The following is a 22,528-nucleotide window of genomic DNA, read 5'->3' as shown; positions in this document are numbered from 1 at the left end:
GAATTACGAAAAAACAAATTCGTTTCAAGTGAATATATTTTTACTTATTAGTCATAAATACAAAATCGGCCGGATAAGGAAGCGTTTCAAACTGAGATTTCAGCTTTCCTTCAGAAGAAAAGACATATACATCACCGTTATTCTTCTTATTACTTTTTCCTACATAGATATCACCTGTTACCGGATCTACCCCGATGCCATTAGGAGAGCTGACTACTGTTCCGTCCGTAATAAAATTATCACTTAGCAATTTTTCATTTTTCAAATCATATTTATAGTACTTCACTTCATTTGCATAATAATCATTAAACATGATATAAGCGATATCATCCGCAACTGTCATTTTATAAGCCTTAATACCTTCAACAGTCTTTACTTCGTCAGTTTTAGCATCAATACGTTGTACAATATACGATTTGTCATCTGAATAGTCGCTCATGCAAATAACATATACATCCCCATCGGAATCTGAATAGATATAATTCGGATTCAATGATACTGTAATCGTTTTTTCAAACTCAAAGCTATTTATGTCGACAACAGAGACTCTAGTACTTTGGCTCGGCCAATTCATACCATCTGTATCAGCTGTATAGATGCGCTCATTAGCAATCGTTATACCATCCGGATTAGGTCCAACTTTTACATAGCCTTCAACAGCCATCGATGCAGTATCGATTTTAGCCACATAACCATCGAATGTTGTCAGATATACCTTACCATTGTAAGCTGCAAACATACGAGGAGGACGTATTGCTCCTTGATCGTCTGTCAAAGTCAGTTGTTTCAGACTTGTGGCATCTGCTGCATCCAAGATTTCAACAGTTTTCGAGCCATACATCGATACATATAGTTTCGAACCATATTTAATCATATGCTGCCCCATATCGCCTAAAGCACGATTGTTTTGCTTCTTAAAAATATCTTCAGTTACCTTCCCTTCTGAGTCTAAATAAGAAATCCCAGCATTGTTTCCTCCATAATCACCGCCATTCAGAATATAAACCCCTGTCACTTCTGTCGGAACCTCTATATCCGGTTCTATCTTATCATCATTACAAGAAGAAAACGCTAATGCAACAGTTGCACAAGCAAAACAAGCAAACCAATAAAAATTCTTTTTCATTTTCAATTACATTAATTGTTTGTTAATCAATATCTAGTCTTAATATATAAAAACAAGTCCTCCTCGGAAAGAACGTCCAGGCATGGGATAGTACTTTACCACATCATAATTTATATTACCTATATTTATAATATCAAATTGTAACCGCAAAGAACAAGATCCAAAAGTAAACGTCCGGTTTAACGAAACAGTCTGTTCTGCATAACGATCTATCAAATTTCTCTCTATATTTTGCGGACTGGCATAACGATCTCCAACCACTGTCAATAAATAAGAAATATTAATCCAAGGCATTTGCAATGCCGCAGAAAAATTTCCCGAATGTTTGGGGGTATAAGGTATTTGATCCCGATAGTTCTTTTCTGTTTCATCTGTTATATCTATCGCATGTTGCCAAGAATAAGACATTTGTCCGGTTAAGGAGATATTTTTCCACAGAGGAACTTCTGTCGATAAATTCACATCAATTCCTCCGATCGAGACCTCTCCCATATTCATCATTTTCCAAATGAACATTGTCGGTATAGCAACGATCTTATCACTCACACGATTGTAATAACCATCTACTGAAACATTCAGATAATTAATAAAAGGCAACAAACCACTCCATGTCATACCTACATTGTATTGAGTCGCCCGTTCCGGCTTCAAATCAGTATTGCCTATCCTCAAATAATATAGATCATTAAAAGTCGGAACACGAAATATATCTTTATAAGAGGCTCGTAAACGGAAGTTATGGTCTGACAGAACTCGCCAAGAAAGACTTACAGCAGGAGATAATCGTTTACGATCAGACGGTCTGTCTCCTCTCTCTACATTCTCGGTTATATATGTTCCTAACAAACTGGTAGTAGCAGTCAGTCTCGGATCTTTATACTGGATAGCCAAAGCCGTCAAAGACGTATATCGTTTTGGGAACGGGCATTCTGGAATTGTATTATCCAATGAATTAATGAAATAATCTTCAGCTACAGCCAAAGAAAGATGATCAGCCAAAGAATATAGCCCCGAAATAGAAAGATAATATTCCTTTTGTGTATATCGATCATCCTGTCGTCCCGATTCATATTTATTATCAACATCCAAATGGCGCATCCACGAATAATTATATTTAGCCTGTGCCTGGAAAGTAAATTTTTCAGTTATATGATTCTCATAATGAATCTGTGCAAAAGCATTCCTATCCCACAAACGTTCACCCGAATAATCATTATAAAATATTACAGATCCGGGCAATCCTCTATGGGAGTCAAAATAATATCCTTTCATCGATAATGTACCGAACTTCCCTAAATCACCTGTAAAATTCAATTCCGTACGCCACGATTCGATATCACTGTTGTATCTCTTCTTCTTTTCTATCAAATTACCATTCACCAACGTAAATGGATAATTCCCATCCGCTCGTAAATAATCGCCGTGCCAAGAAGTATACCACTTTTTCCCCAGCTTCTGCTCATACCGTAAATAAGGATTTACCAAACCAAACGAACCGGCTTTTACTTGTGCTTTCAGATGGTACGAACGATCAGTGAATACGGGCCGACTTGTCTTTATGCTCAACGCCCCTGCCGAAGCGTACATCCGTGCCGTCTGGAAGATATCGTCGGCCTGACCGATCGACAGGGAGATCATATCGACATTGTCCAGTGAAAAGCGACTGATATCCACCTGGCCGCTCTGTGCATCCGTGACCGTCACCCCGTCATAGCAGACAGCCGTATGTTTGGCACCGAGGCTGCGGACGGAAACGGTTTTCAAACCTCCTATACCTCCGTAATCCTGTACGGTCACACCGGAAAAGCGTTTTACGGCTTCCGACAAGTCCTGCACACCGAGCCGTTCGATCCCAGCCTTGTCCATCACCTGAAGCGGTGTACTCTCACGGGTGGTGGAAGGGCGTACCTTTCCTAACACCTCGACACCCGAAAGCTGGTGATAGGTCGTCGTGTCTACCTGCGCATACAAAGCGGCAAACGGAAATAGCCAGGCACATAACAGGCCCGACAATCGTTTTACAAATATATTCTGCATACCTTTTCGATTCATCAGTTCCTTTACCCGAGGAACCGGATACCGAATAATGGCAGGTTTTCTGGCTTGTTCCCCCCTTTTCAATTGATAATTGATAATGGACAATTACCAACTAACGGCAGCCTTCCCGGTGTTCAAATTGTCAATTCTCAATTGAACCACCAGTGGCAACAAGATTTGCCGGGGTTTCAGAACTTACAGCTACGGGTACAGCTCCGGACTTTCACCGGATTCCCTTTTACTAACCGTCAGCGGAAGCAAATACGGTTACACCATAATCCGATTGCAAAGGTAGAAAAAACAGATGAGTAATCCTTTTTATTTAACAAAGTAAAACATTTCATCTGTTTTTCGCCAACAAAACGGCATATCATGCTTAGAATCTTCTATCTCTATGGTTTACAAAATAAGCTATTCCTACTATTTTGGTTCATTTCAGAACTCGATTGGTTCATTTTAGAAGAGGTTGAAATTAGTTGAATATTTAACTAAGTACAAAAAGACTCAAAAAGTAATATTTCCGGTTTTCGGAAATTCATAATTCGTAATATTGCAGCTGAAGATTTGAATAGGATTAAGGAAAAAAGAGATTGTATGGGAGAAATAAAAGGTTATATCTCACAGGTTATCGGTCCGGTCGTGGACATTCATTTCGATAATGGCAAGGAAGAAAAGATAACACTTCCCCGCATTCACGATGCAATGGAGATAACCCGCCCCAATGGAAAAATCCTGATTGTGGAAGTCCAACAGCATATTGGGGAAAACACGGTCCGTACCGTAGCGATGGATACGACAGACGGACTGAAGAGAGGAATGGAAGCCATTTCGCACGGTTCGCCCATCACGATGCCGGTCGGCGACCAGGTAAAAGGGCGTTTGATGAACGTAACGGGGAATCCCATTGACGGAATGACCGAACTCGACAAGAAAGGGGCTCTTCCGATCCATCGTGAACCGCCCAAGTTCGAAGACCTGACCACCAGCCGTGAAGTCTTATACACCGGTATCAAGGTGATCGACCTGCTCGAACCTTACTCCAAAGGAGGCAAGATCGGTCTGTTCGGGGGAGCTGGCGTAGGAAAGACGGTCCTGATCATGGAGTTGATCAACAACATCGCGAAGAAGAACAACGGATTCTCCGTCTTTGCTGGTGTGGGTGAACGTACACGCGAAGGAAACGATCTGCTGCGCGAGATGATCCAATCCGGAGTCATCCGCTACGGCGAAGAATTCAAGAAAAGCATGGAGGCAGGTCATTGGGATTTGTCCAAGATCGATTATGATGAACTGGCCAAGTCGCAGGCGACACTGGTCTTCGGCCAGATGAACGAACCGCCGGGAGCCCGCTCTTCGGTAGCCCTTTCAGGACTGACGATCGCCGAGTCTTTTCGTGACCTGGCGGCAGAGGGGGAAACAAAAGACATCCTTTTCTTTATCGACAATATCTTCCGGTTCACACAGGCCGGTTCGGAAGTATCCGCCCTGCTGGGACGTATGCCGTCCGCCGTCGGTTACCAGCCGACACTGGCCACCGAGATGGGAGCCATGCAGGAACGCATCACTTCCACTAAGAAAGGTTCCATCACTTCCGTTCAGGCAGTTTATGTGCCAGCAGACGACCTGACGGACCCGGCTCCGGCAACGACCTTTACACATCTGGATGCCACCACGGTATTGAGCCGTAAGATCACCGAACTCGGTATCTATCCGGCCGTCGACCCGTTGGAATCCACTTCGCGCATCCTGGACCCGTTGATCGTGGGCAAAGAGCATTACGAAACGGCACAGCGTGTGAAACAAATCCTCCAACGCAACAAGGAACTGCAAGACATCATCTCGATCCTCGGCATGGAAGAACTTTCCGACGAAGACCGCCTGACCGTCAACCGCGCTCGCCGTGTACAGCGTTTCCTTTCACAGCCGTTCTCCGTGGCGGAACAATTCACCGGTGTACCGGGCGTCATGGTCTCCATCGAAGATACGATCCGAGGATTCAAGATGATCATGGACGGAGAGACGGACGATATCCCCGAACAGGCTTTCTTGAACGTAGGCACAATCGAGGACGTGATGGAAAAAGCAAAGCGATTGGCTGAACAAGCAAATTAAAAATGGATATGAGATTGGAAATTGTATCACCGGACGGCATTCTTTTCGAAGGCGAAGCAGAGCGTGTTTCCTTTCCGGGAGCAGCCGGTTCATTTGATATCCTCCCCCATCATGCCCCGCTGATAGCCGCCCTCCGACAGGGAACCATCCAATATGAACACGATGGCAAAAAAGGCGAACAGGCTATCAAGAGCGGATTCGTAGAGGTTAAGGATGATTACATATCTGTTTGCATCGAATAAATAAAAGTATATACGACGACATGACTGGATGGTTAAAATTAAAGCTGATGGGATTGATTACATTTATCAATGCAGCCATCGGTGTGACGTTAGGAGGATTATTATACACGATCTGGCCGGATCATTATTTCAAATGGTATCCTTCCATTCCGATCTTTTACTGGGTGATGGCAATTGTGATGACCTATATACTTGACCGGAAGAAAAGAAAAAACGGCGATGTGACGATTACCGCTTTCATGGTAGTCCGTTTCTGCAAGTTCACCCTTGCCGTTGTTTTCCTGTGGCTTTATGCCGCACTGGTCAGAGAAAATTTGAGAATGTTCGGCTTCACCCTGATGCTTTTCTATTTTATCTATTTGGGATTGGAAACGTATACGGTTTATCTGTTCGAGAAGAAAAGAATGAAAAGAGAGAAAAAGGAAAATGATGAACAATATCAAAAATAACAGGTTGATATGGATAGTATTGCTGATGTGGCTCTGTTTTCTGGCCCCGGCTCATGCTGATTCCAAAAAGGAAGGCATCGATGTCCAGGATATTGTCTTTTCGCATATCCAAGACGCTTACACCTGGCATATTACTGAATGGAACGGAAAGGAGATCGCCATCTCTCTGCCGATATTGGTCAAAAGTGAAGAGCGTGGATGGGACATGTTCCTCTCCCACCATTTACATCACGGCCAAGCGCATCACAACTATTATATCGCTACAGAAGGCGAACACGCCGGCAAGGTGGTGGAAAAGAACAGCCGCGGAGAAGAGGTGCGTCCGGTCGACTTGTCGCTGACCAAGAATGTTTGCGGCCTGTTCCTGAGTTGCGGCATCCTGCTGTTCGTAGTTCTACGGACCGCCCGTTGGTACAAGAGACATCCGAACCAGGTTCCGAGCGGGTTTACCGGCTTGATGGAAATGATTATTTCCTACATACAAGACGGCGTCATCAAGGAGTCGATCGGCAAAGAAGAGTACAGGCCGTTTTCCTCTTATCTGCTGACGGTCTTCTTCTTTATCCTGATCAACAATCTGATCGGAATCATCCCGGTCTTTCCGGGAGGGGCCAACATCACCGGCAACATTGCGGTCACGGCCGTCTTGGCGGGATGTACGTTTATCGCTGTCAACCTGTTTGCGACAAAGGAATACTGGAAAGAGATATTTTGGCCGAAAGCACCGATCTATCTGAAACTGCCGTTGCCAATCATGCCTTTTGTCGAGTTTTTCGGCGTATTCACCAAGCCGTTCGCCCTGATGATCCGTCTGTTTGCCAATATCATGGCAGGACATACGATCATCCTCGCCCTCACCTGCCTGATCTTTATCACGGTATCGATGGGGTTGTTGGTGAATTTCGGAATGACGATCGTTTCGGTGCTGTTCTGCGCGTTCATGAACTGTCTGGAATTGCTGGTGGCTTGTCTGCAAGCATATATATTCACATTATTGTCAGCCAATTATATAGGTTTGGCTAAGGTTAAAGATTAAATATATTAGGTTACTAATTTAAAGTTTAAAGCACAATGTTATCGACTATTTTATTACAAGCAGCTGCCGGAATGGGCATAGCGAAGATGGGAGCAACAATCGGAGCGGGATTTGCCGCTATCGGTGCAGGTATAGGTATCGGTCTGATCGGAAAAGGAGCTGTCGAAGCAATCGGCCGCCAGCCTTCTGCAGCGGGCGAGATCCGTACCTCGATGTTGATCATGGGAGCTCTGGTTGAAGGTGTGGCGTTGTTTGCCATCGTGGTATGTTTCCTGGCTTTGTTCCAATAAAAAGTAACAGGTTATGTCATTATTAACACCGGATTCGGGACTTCTGTTCTGGATGATCGTTTCATTCGGGATTGTCTTTGTCATCCTTTCCAAATACGGATTTCCTGTCATCATCAAGGCAGTGGAACAACGGAAAGCCTACATCGACAACTCTCTTGAAACGGCTCGCCAGGCGAATGAACAGCTTGCCAATATCCAGGCCGAAGGGGCCCGGATACTTGCCGAAGCAAAGGAAAAACAGAATGCCATCCTGAAAGAAGCATTTGCCGAAAAGGAACAAATCATCGACGAAGCTCACCGGAAAGCTGCCGCCGAAACTCGTTTGCAGGTGGAAGAGGCAGCCCGACGTATCCGCGAAGAGAAGGAGAAAGCAATCCGCGAGGTCCGTTCCGAGATTGCCGACCTTTCGATCGCCATAGCAGAGAAGGTGATGAAAGAAAAGATCAGCCGCGACAAGGAACAACAACAAATCATCGACCGGCTGTTGGATGAGGTATCGTTTTGTAAATCGTAACGTATGGATATAGGAACAATCTCTTCCCGGTATGCGAAAGCCCTTTTCTCCTTAGCGAAGGAGAAAGGACTGGAAACGCGGGTATACGATGATATGAAGATGCTGGCAGACAGCTTCTCGCTCGAACCCGGACTGCGGGTTGCCCTTGGCAATCCGATCCTCCCGGCAGAGGAAAAGCTCAAGCTGCTGACAGCGGCAGGCGGCATAGAGGTCTCCGACTTGTATGAACGTTTCATGCACCTCGTACTGGAACATAAACGGGAAAGCCTCCTGCTCTTCATGGCGCATATCTATATCCACCTGTACCGGAAAGACAAACGCATCACCCGCGTGCAGTTCAGTACCGCAGTTCCGGTAAGCGAGGAAGTGAAAGTACATCTCCAGAACAAGCTGAAGGAAGAGACAGGCAGCACCATCGAATTCTCCGGCATTGTACAACCGGAGCTGATCGGCGGTTTTCGCCTGCGTATCGGGAACTACCGGATAGATGCCAGCTATGCGACACAGCTACGGGATATCCGTAGCCGGTTACTCGAAAACAGATAAAAACAGAAAGAAGTATGACAGATCAGATAAAAGTGAGTGAAGTTTCCGCCATCCTGCGCCAGCAATTGGAAGGGATCAGTACTGGTATCCGGACGGAAGAAGTAGGTACGGTGCTCCAGGTGAGCGATGGCGTAGCCCGGATTTACGGTCTCGACAATGCCGAGGCTAACGAACTCCTGCAGTTCGACAACGGGATGGAAGCGATCGTGATGAACCTGGAAGAGGACAACGTGGGAGCTGTCCTGCTGGGACCAACAGACCAGGTAAAGGAAGGCGACATCGTCAAACGCACAGGACGTATTGCCTCCATCAATGTCAGCGAAGGTATGATCGGACGTGTGATCGACCCGCTCGGAAACCCTATCGACGGAAAAGGGGAAATCACGGGAGAAGCCTGTGAGATGCCACTCGAACGCAAGGCGCCGGGGGTTATCTTCCGCCAGCCCGTCAACGAACCGTTACAGACCGGTATCAAGGCTGTCGATGCAATGATCCCAATCGGACGCGGACAGCGCGAACTGATCATCGGAGACCGCCAGACCGGAAAGACCTCCATTGCCATCGACACGATCATCAACCAGCGTGGCAACTACGAAGCCGGTAACCCAGTCTACTGCATCTATGTAGCAATCGGACAGAAGGGTTCTACCGTCGCCTCGCTTGTCAACACGTTGCAAGAAAAAGGCGCGATGGACTATACGATCATTGTCAGCGCGACAGCATCCGATCCGGCAGCCATGCAATATTTCGCTCCTTTTGCGGGTGCCGCCATCGGTGAATATTTCCGGGACAGCGGACGTCATGCTTTAGTTGTCTACGACGACCTTTCGAAACAGGCGGTCGCCTATCGAGAGGTCTCCCTGATCCTGCGCCGTCCTTCCGGACGCGAGGCATATCCGGGAGATATCTTCTACCTGCATTCCCGTCTGCTCGAACGAGCTGCCAAGATCATCAATCAGCCCGAAGTGGCCCGGCAGATGAACGACCTGCCAGACAGCATGAAGGACAAGGTAAAAGGCGGCGGTTCCCTGACTGCCCTGCCGATCATCGAAACCCAGGCGGGTGACGTGTCAGCCTACATCCCTACGAACGTCATTTCCATTACCGACGGGCAGATCTTCCTCGAAACTGACCTCTTCAACCAAGGAAACCGTCCGGCTATCAACGTCGGTATCTCGGTATCTCGTGTAGGAGGTAACGCCCAGCTAAAGGCGATGAAGAAGGTGGCTGGAACGCTGAAGATCGACCAGGCACAGTTTCGCGAACTGGAATCGTTTTCCAAATTCGGCGGTGAGATGGATGCCGTTACGGCGTTCACAATCGACAAGGGGCAAAAGAACACGCAACTGCTGATACAGCCCCAATACAGCCCGATGCCTGTAGAAGACCAGATCGCCATCCTCTACTGCGGTACACAGGGATTGCTGAAAGGAGTCCCGTTGGATAAAGTGCACGACTTCGAAAAGGAATTCCTGCACGAACTGCATACATCACACCAGCACGACGTACTGGACATCCTGAAAACCGGAACTATCAACGACGATATCCGGAAGAAACTGGAAGAAACAGCAAAACAACTGACAATGAACAATTGACAATGGACAATTACAACAAGCGACACCTAATTGTCAATTAAAAAAAGGGATTATGGCATCATTAAAAGAAATAAAAGTTCGGATCGCGTCTATCCGGAGTACGCAAAAGATCACCGCAGCCATGAAAATGGTATCTTCAGCGAAACTCCATCATACCCAGACGCAAACCGAACACACACTCCTTTATGCAAACAAACTTTCCGCCATCTTAAACGGTCTTTTAGATGCGGAATGCGATCTGGAATCACCTTACACTGAAAAGCGTGAGGTGAAACAGGTCGCTCTCGCCGTTTTCTCATCCAGCAGCGGACTATGCGGCACGTTCAATGCCAACGTATGGAAAGAGCTATCTGCCCGTTTGCACGAATTAGAAGCACAACACACCGCCGTCTGCCTCTACCCCATCGGGAAAAAGATTGCTGACGAACTGCACAAGGCGGGCTATACGACTGAGGACGATTTTCTTCATTTAGGAGAGAAACCTTCGTACGAAGAGGCTGTCCGCCTCGCCGGAAAACTGATGGAGCTCTTTTCTTCGGGTAAGGCCGATCGAGTGGAGCTGCTTTACCATCATTTCAAGAATATGGCCACACAGGTATTGACCCATAAAGTCTATCTGCCGGTCACCCTGCCACAGGCCTCGGTTGAAAACACCGTCCCGACAACCGATTACATCCTGGAACCGTCGCCGGAAAGCCTTCAGGCATTGCTTTTTCCGAAGCTGCTCAACTTAACGATTTACACGACATTACTCGACACAACGACATCCGAGCATGCCGCCCGCATGATGGCGATGCAAACGGCCAACGACAATGCCAACGACCTGATCCAGGAATTGACCTTGCAATATAACAAAACCCGCCAGCAGGCTATCACCAACGAGCTGTTGGATATTATGGGAGGACAGTAAAAAAACGTCCGGCTATGCGCTTAAAAAACACGAAACTCCGGCGAATCACTTCGACGGAGCTTCTTACTTTAATTACTATTGAACAATATTCTAACAACGAATAACAATACTATTTATGTATAGAAAAATAAGTAGCAGCAAAGTCGCCTGACAATAAATCAATATTGCCGGAAAACTTTGTGCCACAACACAAGCAAAGCTTTTCCATCTTTTTACTATTTATGAAGTTAGAAACATTTTCGAACCATTCTCCTAACCCACGAGGAAAGAATAGCCTTTAATGAACGGCAGGTCTTCTGACTGACTCCCATCCCGAAGCCTTCCCGGTTTATAACCATAAACCAGTGGCAAAAGTAGTTTTCAGGATGTTGAAACGGAGCTTCACAGCAGCGGGACTGTCCGGGATTTTCACCCGATTCCCTTTTAATCCGTATCATCTGATTTAATCATACGAAACCGATCCGAAGACAAAATTAGACAAAAAAAGCATAGCGTGTATCTCTTTTCCAAGTTATTTTTTCACGTTAACACTTCCTTCAGAAGTTTTCCACATTATACACGAAAAGTTGAAAAAGATATACACTTTTGGACAACATTAAAACATGATAGTCATTTAAAGTTTTCCAATTACCCAAAATTTATAATTGCATATCAGTGAATTGACATATTTTAACTGCATAAAAGTTTTCCAAAAAGTTTACCATATTGTTATACTATATACTTTTGCAACTACAAAATTCACAAACCTCAATAATAAACTTATCATGATTCAGACAGTTATTAAACGTGATGGACGTATCGTTGGATTCAACGAAGAAAAGATAGCAACAGCTATCCGCAAAGCGATGTTGCACACAGAAAACGGGGAAGACCGGGAGCTGGTTCGCCAGATCACGGATCATATTTCTTTCAAAGGCGACTCGCAAATGACTGTCGAAGCCATCCAAGACGCTGTCGAGTTGGAGCTGATGAACAGTAGCCGCAAAGACGTTGCACAAAAATACATAGCTTACCGCAACCAGCGCAGTATCGCCCGCAAAGCCAAGACACGCGATATGTTCCTGGAGATCATCAATATCAAATCCAACGACATCACCCGCGAGAATGCCAATATGAATGCCGACACGCCCGCCGGCATGATGATGAAGTTCTCCAGCGAAACGACCAAGCCGTTCGTTGACGATTACTTGTTGAGCGAAGAGGTCAAGGAGGCGGTAGAAAACAACTATCTGCATATCCATGATAAAGACTATTATCCGACCAAGAGCCTCACATGCGTACAACATCCGTTGGACCACATCCTGAAATACGGTTTTTCAGCCGGACATGGCGAATCACGCCCGGCAAAGCGTATCGAAACAGCCAGTATTTTAGGCTGTATCTCGCTCGAAACAGCCCAGAACGAAATGCATGGTGGTCAGGCGATCCCGGCATTCGATTTCTATCTGGCTCCTTACGTGCGCAATAGTTTTATCGAAGAAATCAAGAACCTGGAAGAACTGAACGGACAGAATTATTCACATCTCTACCAGCAGAAACTGGATGACTATGTGAATCGTCCGCTCGAAGGATTGAGTGGCGACGAACGTATCATCCAACATGCCGTCAATAAAACTGTCAGCCGCGTGCATCAATCGATGGAAGCCTTTATCCACAATATGAACACCATCCATTCTCGTGGAGGCAACCAAGTAGTATTCAGTTCCATCAATTACGGAACGGACACTTCTGCCGAAGGACGCTGTATCATTCGCGAGATATTGAAAAGCACATATCGCGGAGTCGGCAATGGCGAAACGGCCATCTTCCCGATTCAGATATGGAAAAAGAAACGCGGGGTAAGCTATCTGCCGGAAGACCGTAACTACGACCTTTACCAGCTTGCCTGCAAGGTTACAGCTCGCCGTTTCTTCCCGAACTTCCTCAACCTCGACGCGACATTCAACCAGAGCGAAGACTGGCGTGCCGATGATCCGCAACGTTATATGCACGAAGTTGCGACCATGGGATGCCGCACGCGTGTATTCGAGAACCGCTTCGGTCCGAAAACATCTATCGGCCGCGGTAACCTCTCTTTCTCGACAATCAATATCGTACGCCTCGCTATCGAATGCATGCACATTGAAAACAAGGAAGAACGGATCGCCCAATTCTTTGCCAAGCTCGACCACATGCTGGATATAACCGCCCGCCAACTACACGAGCGCATGGAATTCCAAAAAACGGCATATGCCAAACAGTTCCCGTTGCTGATGTCATCTCTTTGGCTGGGTAGCGAGAAATTGAAACCGAACGACACGATCGCACCCGTTATCAATCAGGGTACATTGGGGATCGGTTTTATCGGCCTGGCAGAATGCCTGGTCGCCCTCACCGGCAAACACCACGGCGAAGATGCGGCTTCGCAGGAGTTAGGCCTGAAGATCGTCAGCTATATCCGTAACAGGGCCAATCAGTTTTCAGAGGAATACCAGCATAATTACAGCGTACTGGCAACACCGGCCGAAGGCTTGTCGGGCAAATTTACCCGTCGTGACCGTAAGAAATTCGGTTCGTTGCCCGGTATCACGGACCGCGACTACTATACAAACTCCAACCATGTACCCGTTTATTACAAATGTAGCGCCCGCCACAAGGCAGAAGTGGAGGCTCCCTATCACGAGATGACACGCGGAGGCCATATCTTCTATGTCGAAATGGATGGAGACGCGACCCATAACCCGGAAGTGATCATGCAAGTTGTCGATATGATGGACCGTTATAATATTGGCTACGGTTCCGTCAACCACAATCGTAACCGCTGCCTCGACTGCGGCTACGAAAATGCGGAAACCCATTTGGAGAAATGTCCGAAATGCGGCAGTATCCATCTCGACAAACTACAGCGCATCACCGGCTACCTGGTCGGTACGACAGATCGCTGGAACAAAGCGAAACTGGCAGAACTGAACGACAGGGTCGTCCATAATTAAAAATTGAAGATTGCGAGAGATATAAACAGTTATATTATAAACCAAGAATTGAAGCTTATAAGTCAAGCATTTTATTTTTCAATTCTTAATTTTCAAATTCCAAAGTGCTTTCCATCATTGATATCATAGAAGATACAACTGTCGACGGTCCGGGATTCCGGACCGCGATCTATGCGGCAGGTTGTCCGAACGCTTGTCCTGGCTGTCATAATCCCGAATCGTGGGACATAAAAAAGGGGAAACAAATATCGACGGAAGAGATTCTAACGAAGGTCTTGGCAGACGACTTTGCCAACGTGACCTTCAGCGGCGGCGACCCCATGTTCCAACCGGAAGGTTTCACCAAGCTGGCACAGGCGATCAAAGAAAAAAGCCGGAAAAACATCTGGTGTTATACCGGCTATACTTTCGAGCGTCTTCTGGACAATCCGAAACAGGCAGAGCTGCTCAAATACATCGACGTCTTGGTAGATGGTAAATTCAAACAAGCCCTACGCGATGAAAGCCTTCTTTTCCGTGGCAGCAGCAACCAACGCCTGATCGATGTCAAAGCTTCCCTAAAAGCCAACAAGACTGTCTTGTTGGAACTGAATTATGATTTATGAATCTTTTATAACTCATAAATCATAATTCATGAATCTCCTTACCATTCAATGAACTTACCACGCTGCCTGCGTTTTTCAAGTTCTTCTTCAAGATAACGCTGGCGGTCTTTGGCAATGTAGCGACGAGCGAAGATATTCGGAACGGCAACACCTAAAGAGATACACAGGATAATTAAAGCCGAATTGATCCCGTTGGCAAAAGCATTGGTCACTTCACCAATCACCCCGTGCAGGTTGATAAAAGCAAACAACGAACGATACATCAGTACTCCCGGAATCATCGGGATAACAGACGGGATCGTTAACACATGATTGGGGACATCGAACCAATGAACCGCCTTTACCGCAATCAGACTCACGACAAAACTTCCCATAAACGAACCGATCACCGGACCATATCCCAACTCAAAATTCACAAAATTACGGGTACACACTGCAATGATCCCCCCTAAAGCCACAACCCACAACAAACGTCGCTGGATATTGAAAATCATTGAAAAACCCATCGCTGCAATAGCCGCCGCAATGGCATAAATATAATAAGGATCATGCGGCACCATGCTCAATTCACTGAACTTATGGTCGATCTCTATATCGTTCATTACCAACACCCGCATGGCAAAAGCAATCCCGAACGTCATCGCTCCGACCATCATCATCGTATTGGCCGCCCGCGTAATCCCGACAAGCAAATGATTGTCAATCATGTCATCCACAAAATTGATTAACGGTACTCCCGGCACGATAAACAGAGCACAAGCCAGCAACGGATGGTAAGGCGTGGATGACAGCCCCGAAAAAGAAGAAGCATACGCCAGACAAGTCGCCACAAACGCCGCAATCGCAATACTCATATACACATTTATCCCGAACTCGATACAACGCGCTCGGACACGGAATCCGACAAATGCACAAATAGAAGCGAACAAAAACGCGATCCAGTCACAGCCGAACAACTTACAGAAACCGCCACAGGCAAACCCTGCACCGATTGCCACCAGGTAAGGCATATAGTTACGAGGTTTACGCGCAATCCGCTCAAGCTCTTCCTCATACTGGTCCAATGAATAGTCTTGTTCAATCGCCTTCCATGACAGATGGCTGACCTCCGTAATGGTCGTCATATTGATACCATGCTTCTCACACTTCTGAAATTTTGAAAAGGAATGTGTCTCGTCGCTCACATTCACCATAATCATCGTCCATCTGATATCCAGATGAAGCTTTTCTTCAGGAATCCCCATAAAAGCAGCCACACGCTTCATGTTCCGTTCGATGCGGTTCGTATCCGCGGCACTCTCCATCAGCAATTTTCCCGTACGGAGTAATAAGTCCAGTTTTCTCCGTAACAACAAAACCTCCCGGTCTGTCAAAGTCTCTTTTTCCATCCTTTTTGTCTTTTCTCTATTAAATGCGGGCACAAAAGTAAGAAGGCTGACTTTCACAAGCAAGCCTTCCTCTAATCAATTCTATTGATTCTGTCGAATGATTCTTTTGTTCACCATGTTAGTTATTTATAATTTTCAAATCGACATCCTTGATTTACAAAGGCATATTGCCATGTTTCTTTGGCGGATTGCTCTGGCTCTTATTTTTTGCCATTTCAAGCGCCTGTATCAACTTGTAACGTGTCTGACGGGGCATGATGATCTCATCGATAAATCCTAATTCGGCTGCTCGATAAGGATTCGAGAACTGTTCATTGTATGCCTTCATAGCCTGTGCTTTTTCTTCTCCTTCCGCTTTCCGGTACAGGATATTGACAGCCCCTTCGGCTCCCATCACTGCGATTTCCGCCATCGGGTAAGCCAAGTTGATGTCGGCGCCGATCGGTTTGCTCGACATCACGATATAAGCGCCGCCGTAAGCTTTACGCGTAATCAACGTAATTTTGGGAACTGTCGCCTCGGCATAAGCGTAAACGATCTTCGCCCCGTGGCGGATAATCCCGTCATGCTCCTGCTGACAGCCGGGTAAAAAGCCGGGTACGTCCTCAAACGTCACCAGCGGGATATTGAAGCAATCGCAAAAACGGATGAAACGAGCCGCCTTGTCCGAGGCATCGATATCCAGCACACCAGCTAGGAAAGCCGGCTGATTCGCCACAATACCAACCGACTGGCCACCCAGACGGGCAAAGCCGACCACCACATTCTTTGCAAAATGAGACATCACTTCGAAAAAATAATGATTGTCGACCACCGGCTCGATCACGTCCTTCATATCATACGGCACGTTCGGATCATCGGGAATCACCGTCTGTAACGTTTCCGTTTCACGACGGATATCGTCAGAACACGGGAGAGACGGCGCATCCTCCATATTGTTTGACGGCAGGAAGCTCAGCAGCTCGCGGATACTCATCAACGTTTCCTCCTCCGTATCACACACGAAATGCGTCACGCCACTTTTACTGCTATGCACATAGGCGCCTCCCAATTCCTCTTTCTCCACCGTCTCATGCGTAACGGCCTTCACGACATCCGGTCCGGTTATGAACATATGGCTCTTCTCTTTCACCATAAAAATGAAATCGGTCAGTGCCGGCGAGTAACAAGCTCCACCGGCACAAGGACCGAGGATAGCCGAAATCTGGGGAACCACCCCAGAGGCCATCGTATTTTGATAGAAGATCGACGCATAACCTGCCAGGCTACCGACTCCTTCCTGGATACGCGCACCTCCCGAATCGTTCAATGCGATCACAGGTGCACCATTTTTCAGAGCTAGCGTCTGGACCTTTACGATCTTGGCGGCATTGGTCGAACTGAGCGTTCCTCCGTAAGCTGTAAAATCGTAGGCGTAGACAAAGACCTGACGACCTTCGATCTTACCATATCCAGAAACGACACCGTCTCCCGGAATCTTGTTTTTCTCCATGCCGAAATTCGTGCATCGATGCGTCACGAACTTATCCAGTTCAACAAACGTACCTTTATCCAGCAACATATCAATACGTTCACGGGCTGTCATACGCCCCGCCTCATGTTGCTTATCGATACGAACTACGCCGCCACCCAGAGCAGCTACTTTATCTAGTTCTTCAAACTTCTTATATATCTCTTCTTTCTGCATTTTCTTCCTGATTAATTACTTCCAATGTCATCAACACCTGATTCACGTTTACCGTGTTTCCTTCCTTCACCAGGATTTCACGTACCCGACAATCAGAGCTGACCTTATAGTTGCTCTGCATCTTCATGGCTTCGAGCACCACCACGATATCCCCGGCAGACAGAAGGTCTCCTTCGTTCACAGGAATCTTCATGACCTTTCCGGGCATCGGCGATACAACCTTGTCGCCCTGCTTTTCTTCGCTGTTCTTGCGCATACGTAGATATTTGGCCTGCGAATCGATTATGTCGACCGAATAAGAGGAGAAAAGCGTGTTGACCTGATAGTTCTTTCCTCCTCCCGAACGGATCAGCTCGGCATTGTAAGAATGTCCGTCATGCAAGATCGAACAAGCCCCGTTCTCAGCCATCACGATATCCACCTCGTAGGGCTGTCCGTCTATGTCGAGCCGCACCTTGTTTCCATCCTTTCCAAGCAGCTCCACATCAGCCACCCGGTTTCCAATATGTATTTCCATTATAAACAATTTTTCAAATCCTTAACACACCTTTCTGCAACCCGAACTCACGCCAACGGCTGATCGGACGGTTGTCCACCGAAGAGCCCGATACGTTCTCCTCCAGGTTCATCAGGTAATCCATATAAGCAGCGATCATGGCGATATTTTCCGATTCATGCTCGTCTCCGGGGTTCACCGGATGTTGCAGCTCCTCGCCATGCTTTCCGATAAACGATGTATCGTAGGTTCCATGCACAAAATCAGGTATATCCATGATCCGCCTGAGATAGCTGATATTCGTCTTCAGCCCGGTAATCTTGTATTCGTGTAAGACACGCCTCATTCGTTCGATCGCATACTCGCGGCTGGTAGCCCACACGATCAGCTTGCCGATCATCGGGTCATAATAGACCGGAATCTCATAACCTTCATAGACATAGCTGTCGATTCGCACTCCGATCCCGTTCGGTTCGGTCAGCTGGCGGATAATGCCGGGAGATGGCATGAAATTGTTGGCGGTATCTTCGGCACAGATCCGGCATTCGATAGCATGCCCACGCTGGGATATATCTTCCTGCCGGATATGCAACGGTTCGTTGTCGGCAATACGAAGCTGCTCCTTTACCAAGTCGAGCCCCAACACCTCTTCGGTAATCGGATGCTCCACCTGCAAACGGGTGTTCATTTCGAGAAAATAAAAATTACGGTGTTTATCGACCAGGAACTCGATCGTCCCGGCACCGGAATAGTCGACGGCCTTAGCAGCCGCAACCGCCTTCTCGCCCATCTCTTTCCGCAGTTCCGGCGTAATGAACGGCGACGGACTTTCCTCGACAATTTTCTGGTTACGGCGTTGCACAGAGCATTCGCGTTCGCAGAGATGGACCACATTCCCGTAATTGTCGCCTAAAATCTGGAACTCGATATGATGTGGTCCCTCCACGTACTTTTCCAGATAAACTGTATCGTCACCAAAAGAAGAGAGCGACTCCGAGCGAGCGGCGTTGTAAGCCTCTTCCACCTCTTCTTCCTTATGGATCAGACGCATTCCCTTTCCACCGCCTCCCATCGAGGCTTTCAGCATGACCGGGAAACCGATCTCCCGGCAGACCCGGCATGCTTCTCCAACATCCTGCAAAGGCTGCTGCGTGCCAGGAACGACCGGCACGCCGGCGTCTATCATCCGCTTGCGGGCGGATATTTTATCTCCCATCGCCTCCATCGTTTCTGCCGACGGGCCGATAAAGACGATTCCTTCTTCTTTGCACCGGCGGGCAAAATCCGCATTCTCGGACAGGAAACCATATCCGGGATGAATCGCATCCACCTTGTGTTGCTTGGCTGCCCGGATGATCTTTTCGATATTCAGGTAACTATCTTTTGATGCTGCCGGTCCTATCAAGACCGCTTCGTCGGCATAAAGGACATGACGTGCCGTCCGGTCTGCTTCCGAAAAAACAGCCACCGACCGTATCCCCATTTCGCGACAGGAGCGCATAACCCTCACAGCTATCTCGCCCCGATTCGCAATCAGAACTTTTCTTATCATATTTATTGTATTTATGTTTCGCATCCATAGCCTAACCCACGAGGATATGAACCTTATAATGAACGGCAGGTCTTCTGACTGACTCCCATCCTGAAGCCTTCCCGACTTAATTATAACAAGTCAGTGGCGAAAGTAGTTCCAAGATGTTAAAACGGAGCTTCACAGCAGCGGGACTGTCCGGGATTTACACCCGATTCCCTTTTAATCCATATTCCCGAACGGGAAATACAGAACCGATTCGGTGGCAAATGTAAACTTTTTTTCTGATACGCTCTATTTCGATCGCCAAAATTCGGTACGGACACACGAAATATTCTGTAATCAGTGACAGCAATTACAAAATCAGCGACAGCAATTATATAATCACTGCCACTGATTACAGAATTGCTATCGCTGATTTTAGAATAAATGAAGGGATAACGATCTTTTTACCCCTTACAAAGTGAAAATCGAAAGTAACAAACGAATATATTCTACCCGACGATCCATTTGCCGCCCGGAATGAGCGAAATAACCTTGGTTGTCACGAAGCAGCAAATGAACGTGCATGTCGCAATCGCAGGAATGGCGGCAACAGTCGGTAACGGCAAGACGGACTTGAACACCGCCACCCACAGACCGAGCCAAAAGATATGCATCAGATACATCCCATAGCTGAGTTTAGAGAGTTCCAATACGAAGCGCGGAGTTTCGGGAAGTTCAATACAACTGAACATCAGGAACGTGCCGGCCGTAAGCAACACACAGTTGATGGTGCAGAAAGCCCACCCTATTTCCAGCACGGGCGTGGGGAGTATTTCTCCGGGAACGGCCTGAACATAGAACGAATATATGGTAATAGCTGCACCAATGAGCATCGAAACAATTCCGATAATAAAACGTTTGGAACGGTTCCAGGTCAGATGGACATGTATATAATGTGCGAGCACAAGATAGCCTAAGTAACCGGAGAAATACCACAGCATATGGTATTCGTTCCAAAAGCACTGTCCCCACACTTCTCCGAACCAACGGTTCAGATATGGCATACAGGTCGACAAGAGAAACAACCCGATAAAGAAACGTTCTTCTTTGACCGTCACTCTGCTCAACCAGGGCGAGATGATAGGAATAAACAGGTAAATGCTGATCAAGGGATACATAAACCATAGATGCCCGGCCAGCGTCGGGAAGTTCAGAAATATCCGCGACAGATCCTTGATCGAGGTCGCTCCATCAATCTGTCCCCACAACATCGGCAGAGTACTGTAGAGTATCATGAATATGAAAAACGGTGGTAGAATGCGGATACAACGCCGACGATAGAACTGCCACATGGTCTGCCCTTCCTTCATCGGCGCAAGAAGAAAAGCGGAGACTATTATAAACAACGGCACGGCCATACGCGAAAACCCATCGTATATGGACACCCATAGCCGGTCTGACTCATTTGCCAGAAAGGCTTGCGGTCCCACCATGTCCGTCGAACCGGGGGCACCGTAAAAGTTTTCACTGGCGTGGACGACCATAACAAGGAAACATGCGAACACGCGTACATAATCCAAAAAAACTATACGTTTCATTTTTTTGCTTAATTACTATATTAATAAGAGATTTAATTCTTTAGGCGAAGCATGCATTCATGGCGGAAAATTTCGTAATTTTCCAGATACTGCTTAATTGGCGGCAAAGATAGGAAAAAAGCCGGAAATCCTCTCAAACAGGTTTGAACAACCAGGGCAACCGCACCAACACCCGGAAATCGCATGAAATATACCCCAAAAAAACAGAGCCTTTTTCTCTAAAAACGGCTATAAAAATAGGTAAAACCGGGTGGTTTTTATTGTCCGGCAAGGCACTTTTGTTGCCGGACATCCCCATGTTGCCCCCTCTTACACCCGGATGTACCGACTCTCTACACCCGGATGTTAAGGATGGCAACATGGGGGTGTTTACGGAATTATCTGCTTGTTTCTGCTAAAAAAAGAGAGGGCTTTTGTGAAATGAAGAACCGTATTTCGCCAATTTAATACCTGTTATATTCGTTTTTACATTTGTTTATTCGATTATTTTATATGCTTTTTCAAAAGCAAAAGAAGGCAACACACTGGTTTTCAATTATATGATAAAAGCACCATGTGTCAGAAGTGATAGAGGAGTGATAGAGGAAAACGTCCTGTATCACTGCCTCTAACGCTTGAATATTAATAGCCATAACCTTCGTAGTGATAGAGTGATAGAGGATTTGTGAAAACTCCGTATAGAGATTACAACCTTAGAAAATTGTGATACGGTCACCCTGTTGAACAACTAAGGCAATTACAATTTTGGTGCGTAGCCTTGATATTTCATTGCCTATTCGAATGAGATTCTATATTTTTGCGGTTTTGAATTTCACTGTACCAATACGAAATGTCAAATATCAAATCAGAAATTGATAAATGGTATGAGAACTATATAGATGAGTTGTTCGCCTATGGAATAGCCTTTGGAGTGGAAAAAGATTTTGTATTAGATGCAATACATGATCTCTTTTTGCACTTGTTTGAATCGGCTGATAAAATAGAAATTCTCGGTTCTCCGAAATCCTATCTGTTTAGTGCTCTCAAGAACAAGATAATAACATCTTTACGTAAACAGGCGAACTGGCTTAGCTTAGAAGAAGAAGTCGAATATAATTTCAAAATAGAAGTTGATGCCGAAGCTTTAATGGAGGATGAAGAAGAAAGAAGAAACTATGAGAAAGAGGTTGAAAGCCTATTGAATTTATTGACAAACAAGCAGCGGGAAGTCATATATTTGCGCTTTATCAAAGCACTCTCCATACAAGAAATTTCCGAAATACTCAATATCACACCCAAAAGTGTGCGAAAAATGATCTACCGTGCCATAGAACGTATGCAACAAGGAAAAATTGAACTATTGTTTCTACTGATGTTCCTGAGATAAACAATAAAGAGGGGCTGTTTTGCCCCTCTTTAGCATTACGAAT

The 22,528-nt window shown here is 46.4% G+C and carries 19 protein-coding genes and 3 riboswitches; of the genes, 12 read left to right on the top strand and 7 right to left on the bottom strand.

Going from position 1 to position 22,528, the window contains the following annotated elements:
* Positions 1-40: 40 nt before the first annotated feature.
* The gene (locus tag NQ542_RS16160; protein WP_005633060.1) at positions 41-1,126 is read right to left on the bottom strand and encodes a DUF5074 domain-containing protein; all 1,086 of its coding nucleotides are present in this window, start codon (positions 1,124-1,126) and stop codon (positions 41-43) included.
* A gap of 39 nt (positions 1,127-1,165) precedes the next feature.
* Positions 1,166-3,163 carry a TonB-dependent receptor plug domain-containing protein gene (locus tag NQ542_RS16155; RefSeq protein ID WP_036724435.1) on the bottom strand — a complete coding sequence of 666 codons (1,998 nt, stop codon included), beginning with the start codon at positions 3,161-3,163 and terminating at the stop codon, positions 1,166-1,168.
* A gap of 34 nt (positions 3,164-3,197) precedes the next feature.
* Positions 3,198-3,455: riboswitch (cobalamin riboswitch) on the bottom strand.
* Positions 3,456-3,757: 302 nt separating this feature from the next.
* Here NQ542_RS16155 and atpD point away from each other — a divergent pair.
* From atpD to nrdG, 11 genes are all read left to right on the top strand, one after another.
* Positions 3,758-5,275, top strand: coding sequence for a F0F1 ATP synthase subunit beta (atpD, locus tag NQ542_RS16150; protein WP_005633052.1), 1,518 nt, complete (start codon positions 3,758-3,760; stop codon positions 5,273-5,275).
* 8 nt (positions 5,276-5,283) lie between these two features.
* On the top strand, positions 5,284-5,517 hold the full coding sequence (locus tag NQ542_RS16145; protein WP_005650707.1) for a F0F1 ATP synthase subunit epsilon: 234 nt from the start codon (positions 5,284-5,286) through the stop codon (positions 5,515-5,517).
* Between the two features lie 20 nt (positions 5,518-5,537).
* The gene (locus NQ542_RS16140) at positions 5,538-5,966 is read left to right on the top strand and encodes a hypothetical protein (protein WP_005633048.1); all 429 of its coding nucleotides are present in this window, start codon (positions 5,538-5,540) and stop codon (positions 5,964-5,966) included.
* Positions 5,944-7,002, top strand: coding sequence for a F0F1 ATP synthase subunit A (atpB, locus tag NQ542_RS16135; RefSeq protein ID WP_005633046.1), 1,059 nt, complete (start codon positions 5,944-5,946; stop codon positions 7,000-7,002). The genes NQ542_RS16140 and atpB overlap by 23 nt, the downstream gene beginning before the upstream one ends.
* Positions 7,003-7,037: 35 nt before the next feature.
* Positions 7,038-7,292, top strand: a complete 255-nt coding sequence (gene atpE / locus NQ542_RS16130) for an ATP synthase F0 subunit C (protein ID WP_005633044.1) — start codon at positions 7,038-7,040, stop codon at positions 7,290-7,292.
* A 13-nt stretch (positions 7,293-7,305) separates the two neighbouring features.
* A complete protein-coding gene (gene atpF, locus NQ542_RS16125) occupies positions 7,306-7,806 on the top strand; it encodes a F0F1 ATP synthase subunit B (RefSeq protein ID WP_005633036.1) in 501 nt (166 codons plus the stop codon).
* 3 nt (positions 7,807-7,809) lie between these two features.
* Positions 7,810-8,352: a F0F1 ATP synthase subunit delta gene (locus NQ542_RS16120; RefSeq protein WP_005633035.1), complete on the top strand. Its 543-nt coding sequence runs from the start codon at positions 7,810-7,812 to the stop codon at positions 8,350-8,352.
* Positions 8,353-8,366: 14 nt separating this feature from the next.
* Positions 8,367-9,947, top strand: a complete 1,581-nt coding sequence (gene atpA, locus NQ542_RS16115; protein ID WP_005633033.1) for a F0F1 ATP synthase subunit alpha — start codon at positions 8,367-8,369, stop codon at positions 9,945-9,947.
* Between the two features lie 52 nt (positions 9,948-9,999).
* Complete coding sequence (locus tag NQ542_RS16110; protein WP_005633031.1) at positions 10,000-10,857, top strand: F0F1 ATP synthase subunit gamma; 858 nt, start codon at positions 10,000-10,002, stop codon at positions 10,855-10,857.
* Positions 10,858-11,126: 269 nt separating this feature from the next.
* Positions 11,127-11,333, bottom strand: a riboswitch (cobalamin riboswitch).
* Between the two features lie 288 nt (positions 11,334-11,621).
* Positions 11,622-13,829 carry an anaerobic ribonucleoside triphosphate reductase gene (locus NQ542_RS16105; RefSeq protein WP_005650708.1) on the top strand — a complete coding sequence of 736 codons (2,208 nt, stop codon included), beginning with the start codon at positions 11,622-11,624 and terminating at the stop codon, positions 13,827-13,829.
* A 104-nt stretch (positions 13,830-13,933) separates the two neighbouring features.
* Complete coding sequence (gene nrdG, locus NQ542_RS16100; RefSeq protein ID WP_005633029.1) at positions 13,934-14,434, top strand: anaerobic ribonucleoside-triphosphate reductase activating protein; 501 nt, start codon at positions 13,934-13,936, stop codon at positions 14,432-14,434.
* 38 nt (positions 14,435-14,472) lie between these two features.
* Here the strand turns inward: nrdG and NQ542_RS16095 are convergent, their stop codons facing one another.
* The 5 genes from NQ542_RS16095 to NQ542_RS16075 all read right to left on the bottom strand — a co-directional run bounded on the left by NQ542_RS16095 (position 14,473) and on the right by NQ542_RS16075 (position 21,119).
* On the bottom strand, positions 14,473-15,822 hold the full coding sequence (locus NQ542_RS16095) for a threonine/serine exporter family protein (RefSeq protein WP_005646742.1): 1,350 nt from the start codon (positions 15,820-15,822) through the stop codon (positions 14,473-14,475).
* A gap of 154 nt (positions 15,823-15,976) precedes the next feature.
* Positions 15,977-17,509, bottom strand: a complete 1,533-nt coding sequence (locus tag NQ542_RS16090) for an acyl-CoA carboxylase subunit beta (RefSeq protein WP_005633024.1) — start codon at positions 17,507-17,509, stop codon at positions 15,977-15,979.
* A complete protein-coding gene (locus NQ542_RS16085) occupies positions 17,487-18,026 on the bottom strand; it encodes a biotin/lipoyl-containing protein (RefSeq protein ID WP_005633023.1) in 540 nt (179 codons plus the stop codon). The genes NQ542_RS16090 and NQ542_RS16085 overlap by 23 nt, the downstream gene beginning before the upstream one ends.
* 13 nt (positions 18,027-18,039) lie before the next feature.
* Positions 18,040-19,557, bottom strand: coding sequence for an acetyl-CoA carboxylase biotin carboxylase subunit (gene accC / locus NQ542_RS16080; protein ID WP_039849620.1), 1,518 nt, complete (start codon positions 19,555-19,557; stop codon positions 18,040-18,042).
* Positions 19,558-19,604: 47 nt separating this feature from the next.
* A riboswitch (cobalamin riboswitch) is annotated at positions 19,605-19,810 on the bottom strand.
* 220 nt (positions 19,811-20,030) lie between these two features.
* Positions 20,031-21,119 carry an acyltransferase gene (locus NQ542_RS16075; RefSeq protein ID WP_005633020.1) on the bottom strand — a complete coding sequence of 363 codons (1,089 nt, stop codon included), beginning with the start codon at positions 21,117-21,119 and terminating at the stop codon, positions 20,031-20,033.
* An 829-nt stretch (positions 21,120-21,948) separates the two neighbouring features.
* On the opposite strand from NQ542_RS16075, the gene NQ542_RS16070 reads away from it, so the two are divergent.
* Positions 21,949-22,485, top strand: a complete 537-nt coding sequence (locus NQ542_RS16070; protein WP_005633015.1) for an RNA polymerase sigma factor — start codon at positions 21,949-21,951, stop codon at positions 22,483-22,485.
* The last annotated feature ends 43 nt before the right edge of the window (positions 22,486-22,528 follow it).

Origin of the sequence: Parabacteroides merdae ATCC 43184 (assembly GCF_025151215.1) — a bacterium.
Classification (GTDB): domain Bacteria; phylum Bacteroidota; class Bacteroidia; order Bacteroidales; family Tannerellaceae; genus Parabacteroides; species Parabacteroides merdae.
The sequence above is the reverse complement of the archived record's forward strand: the minus strand, read 5'-3'. Positions and strand labels throughout refer to the sequence as shown.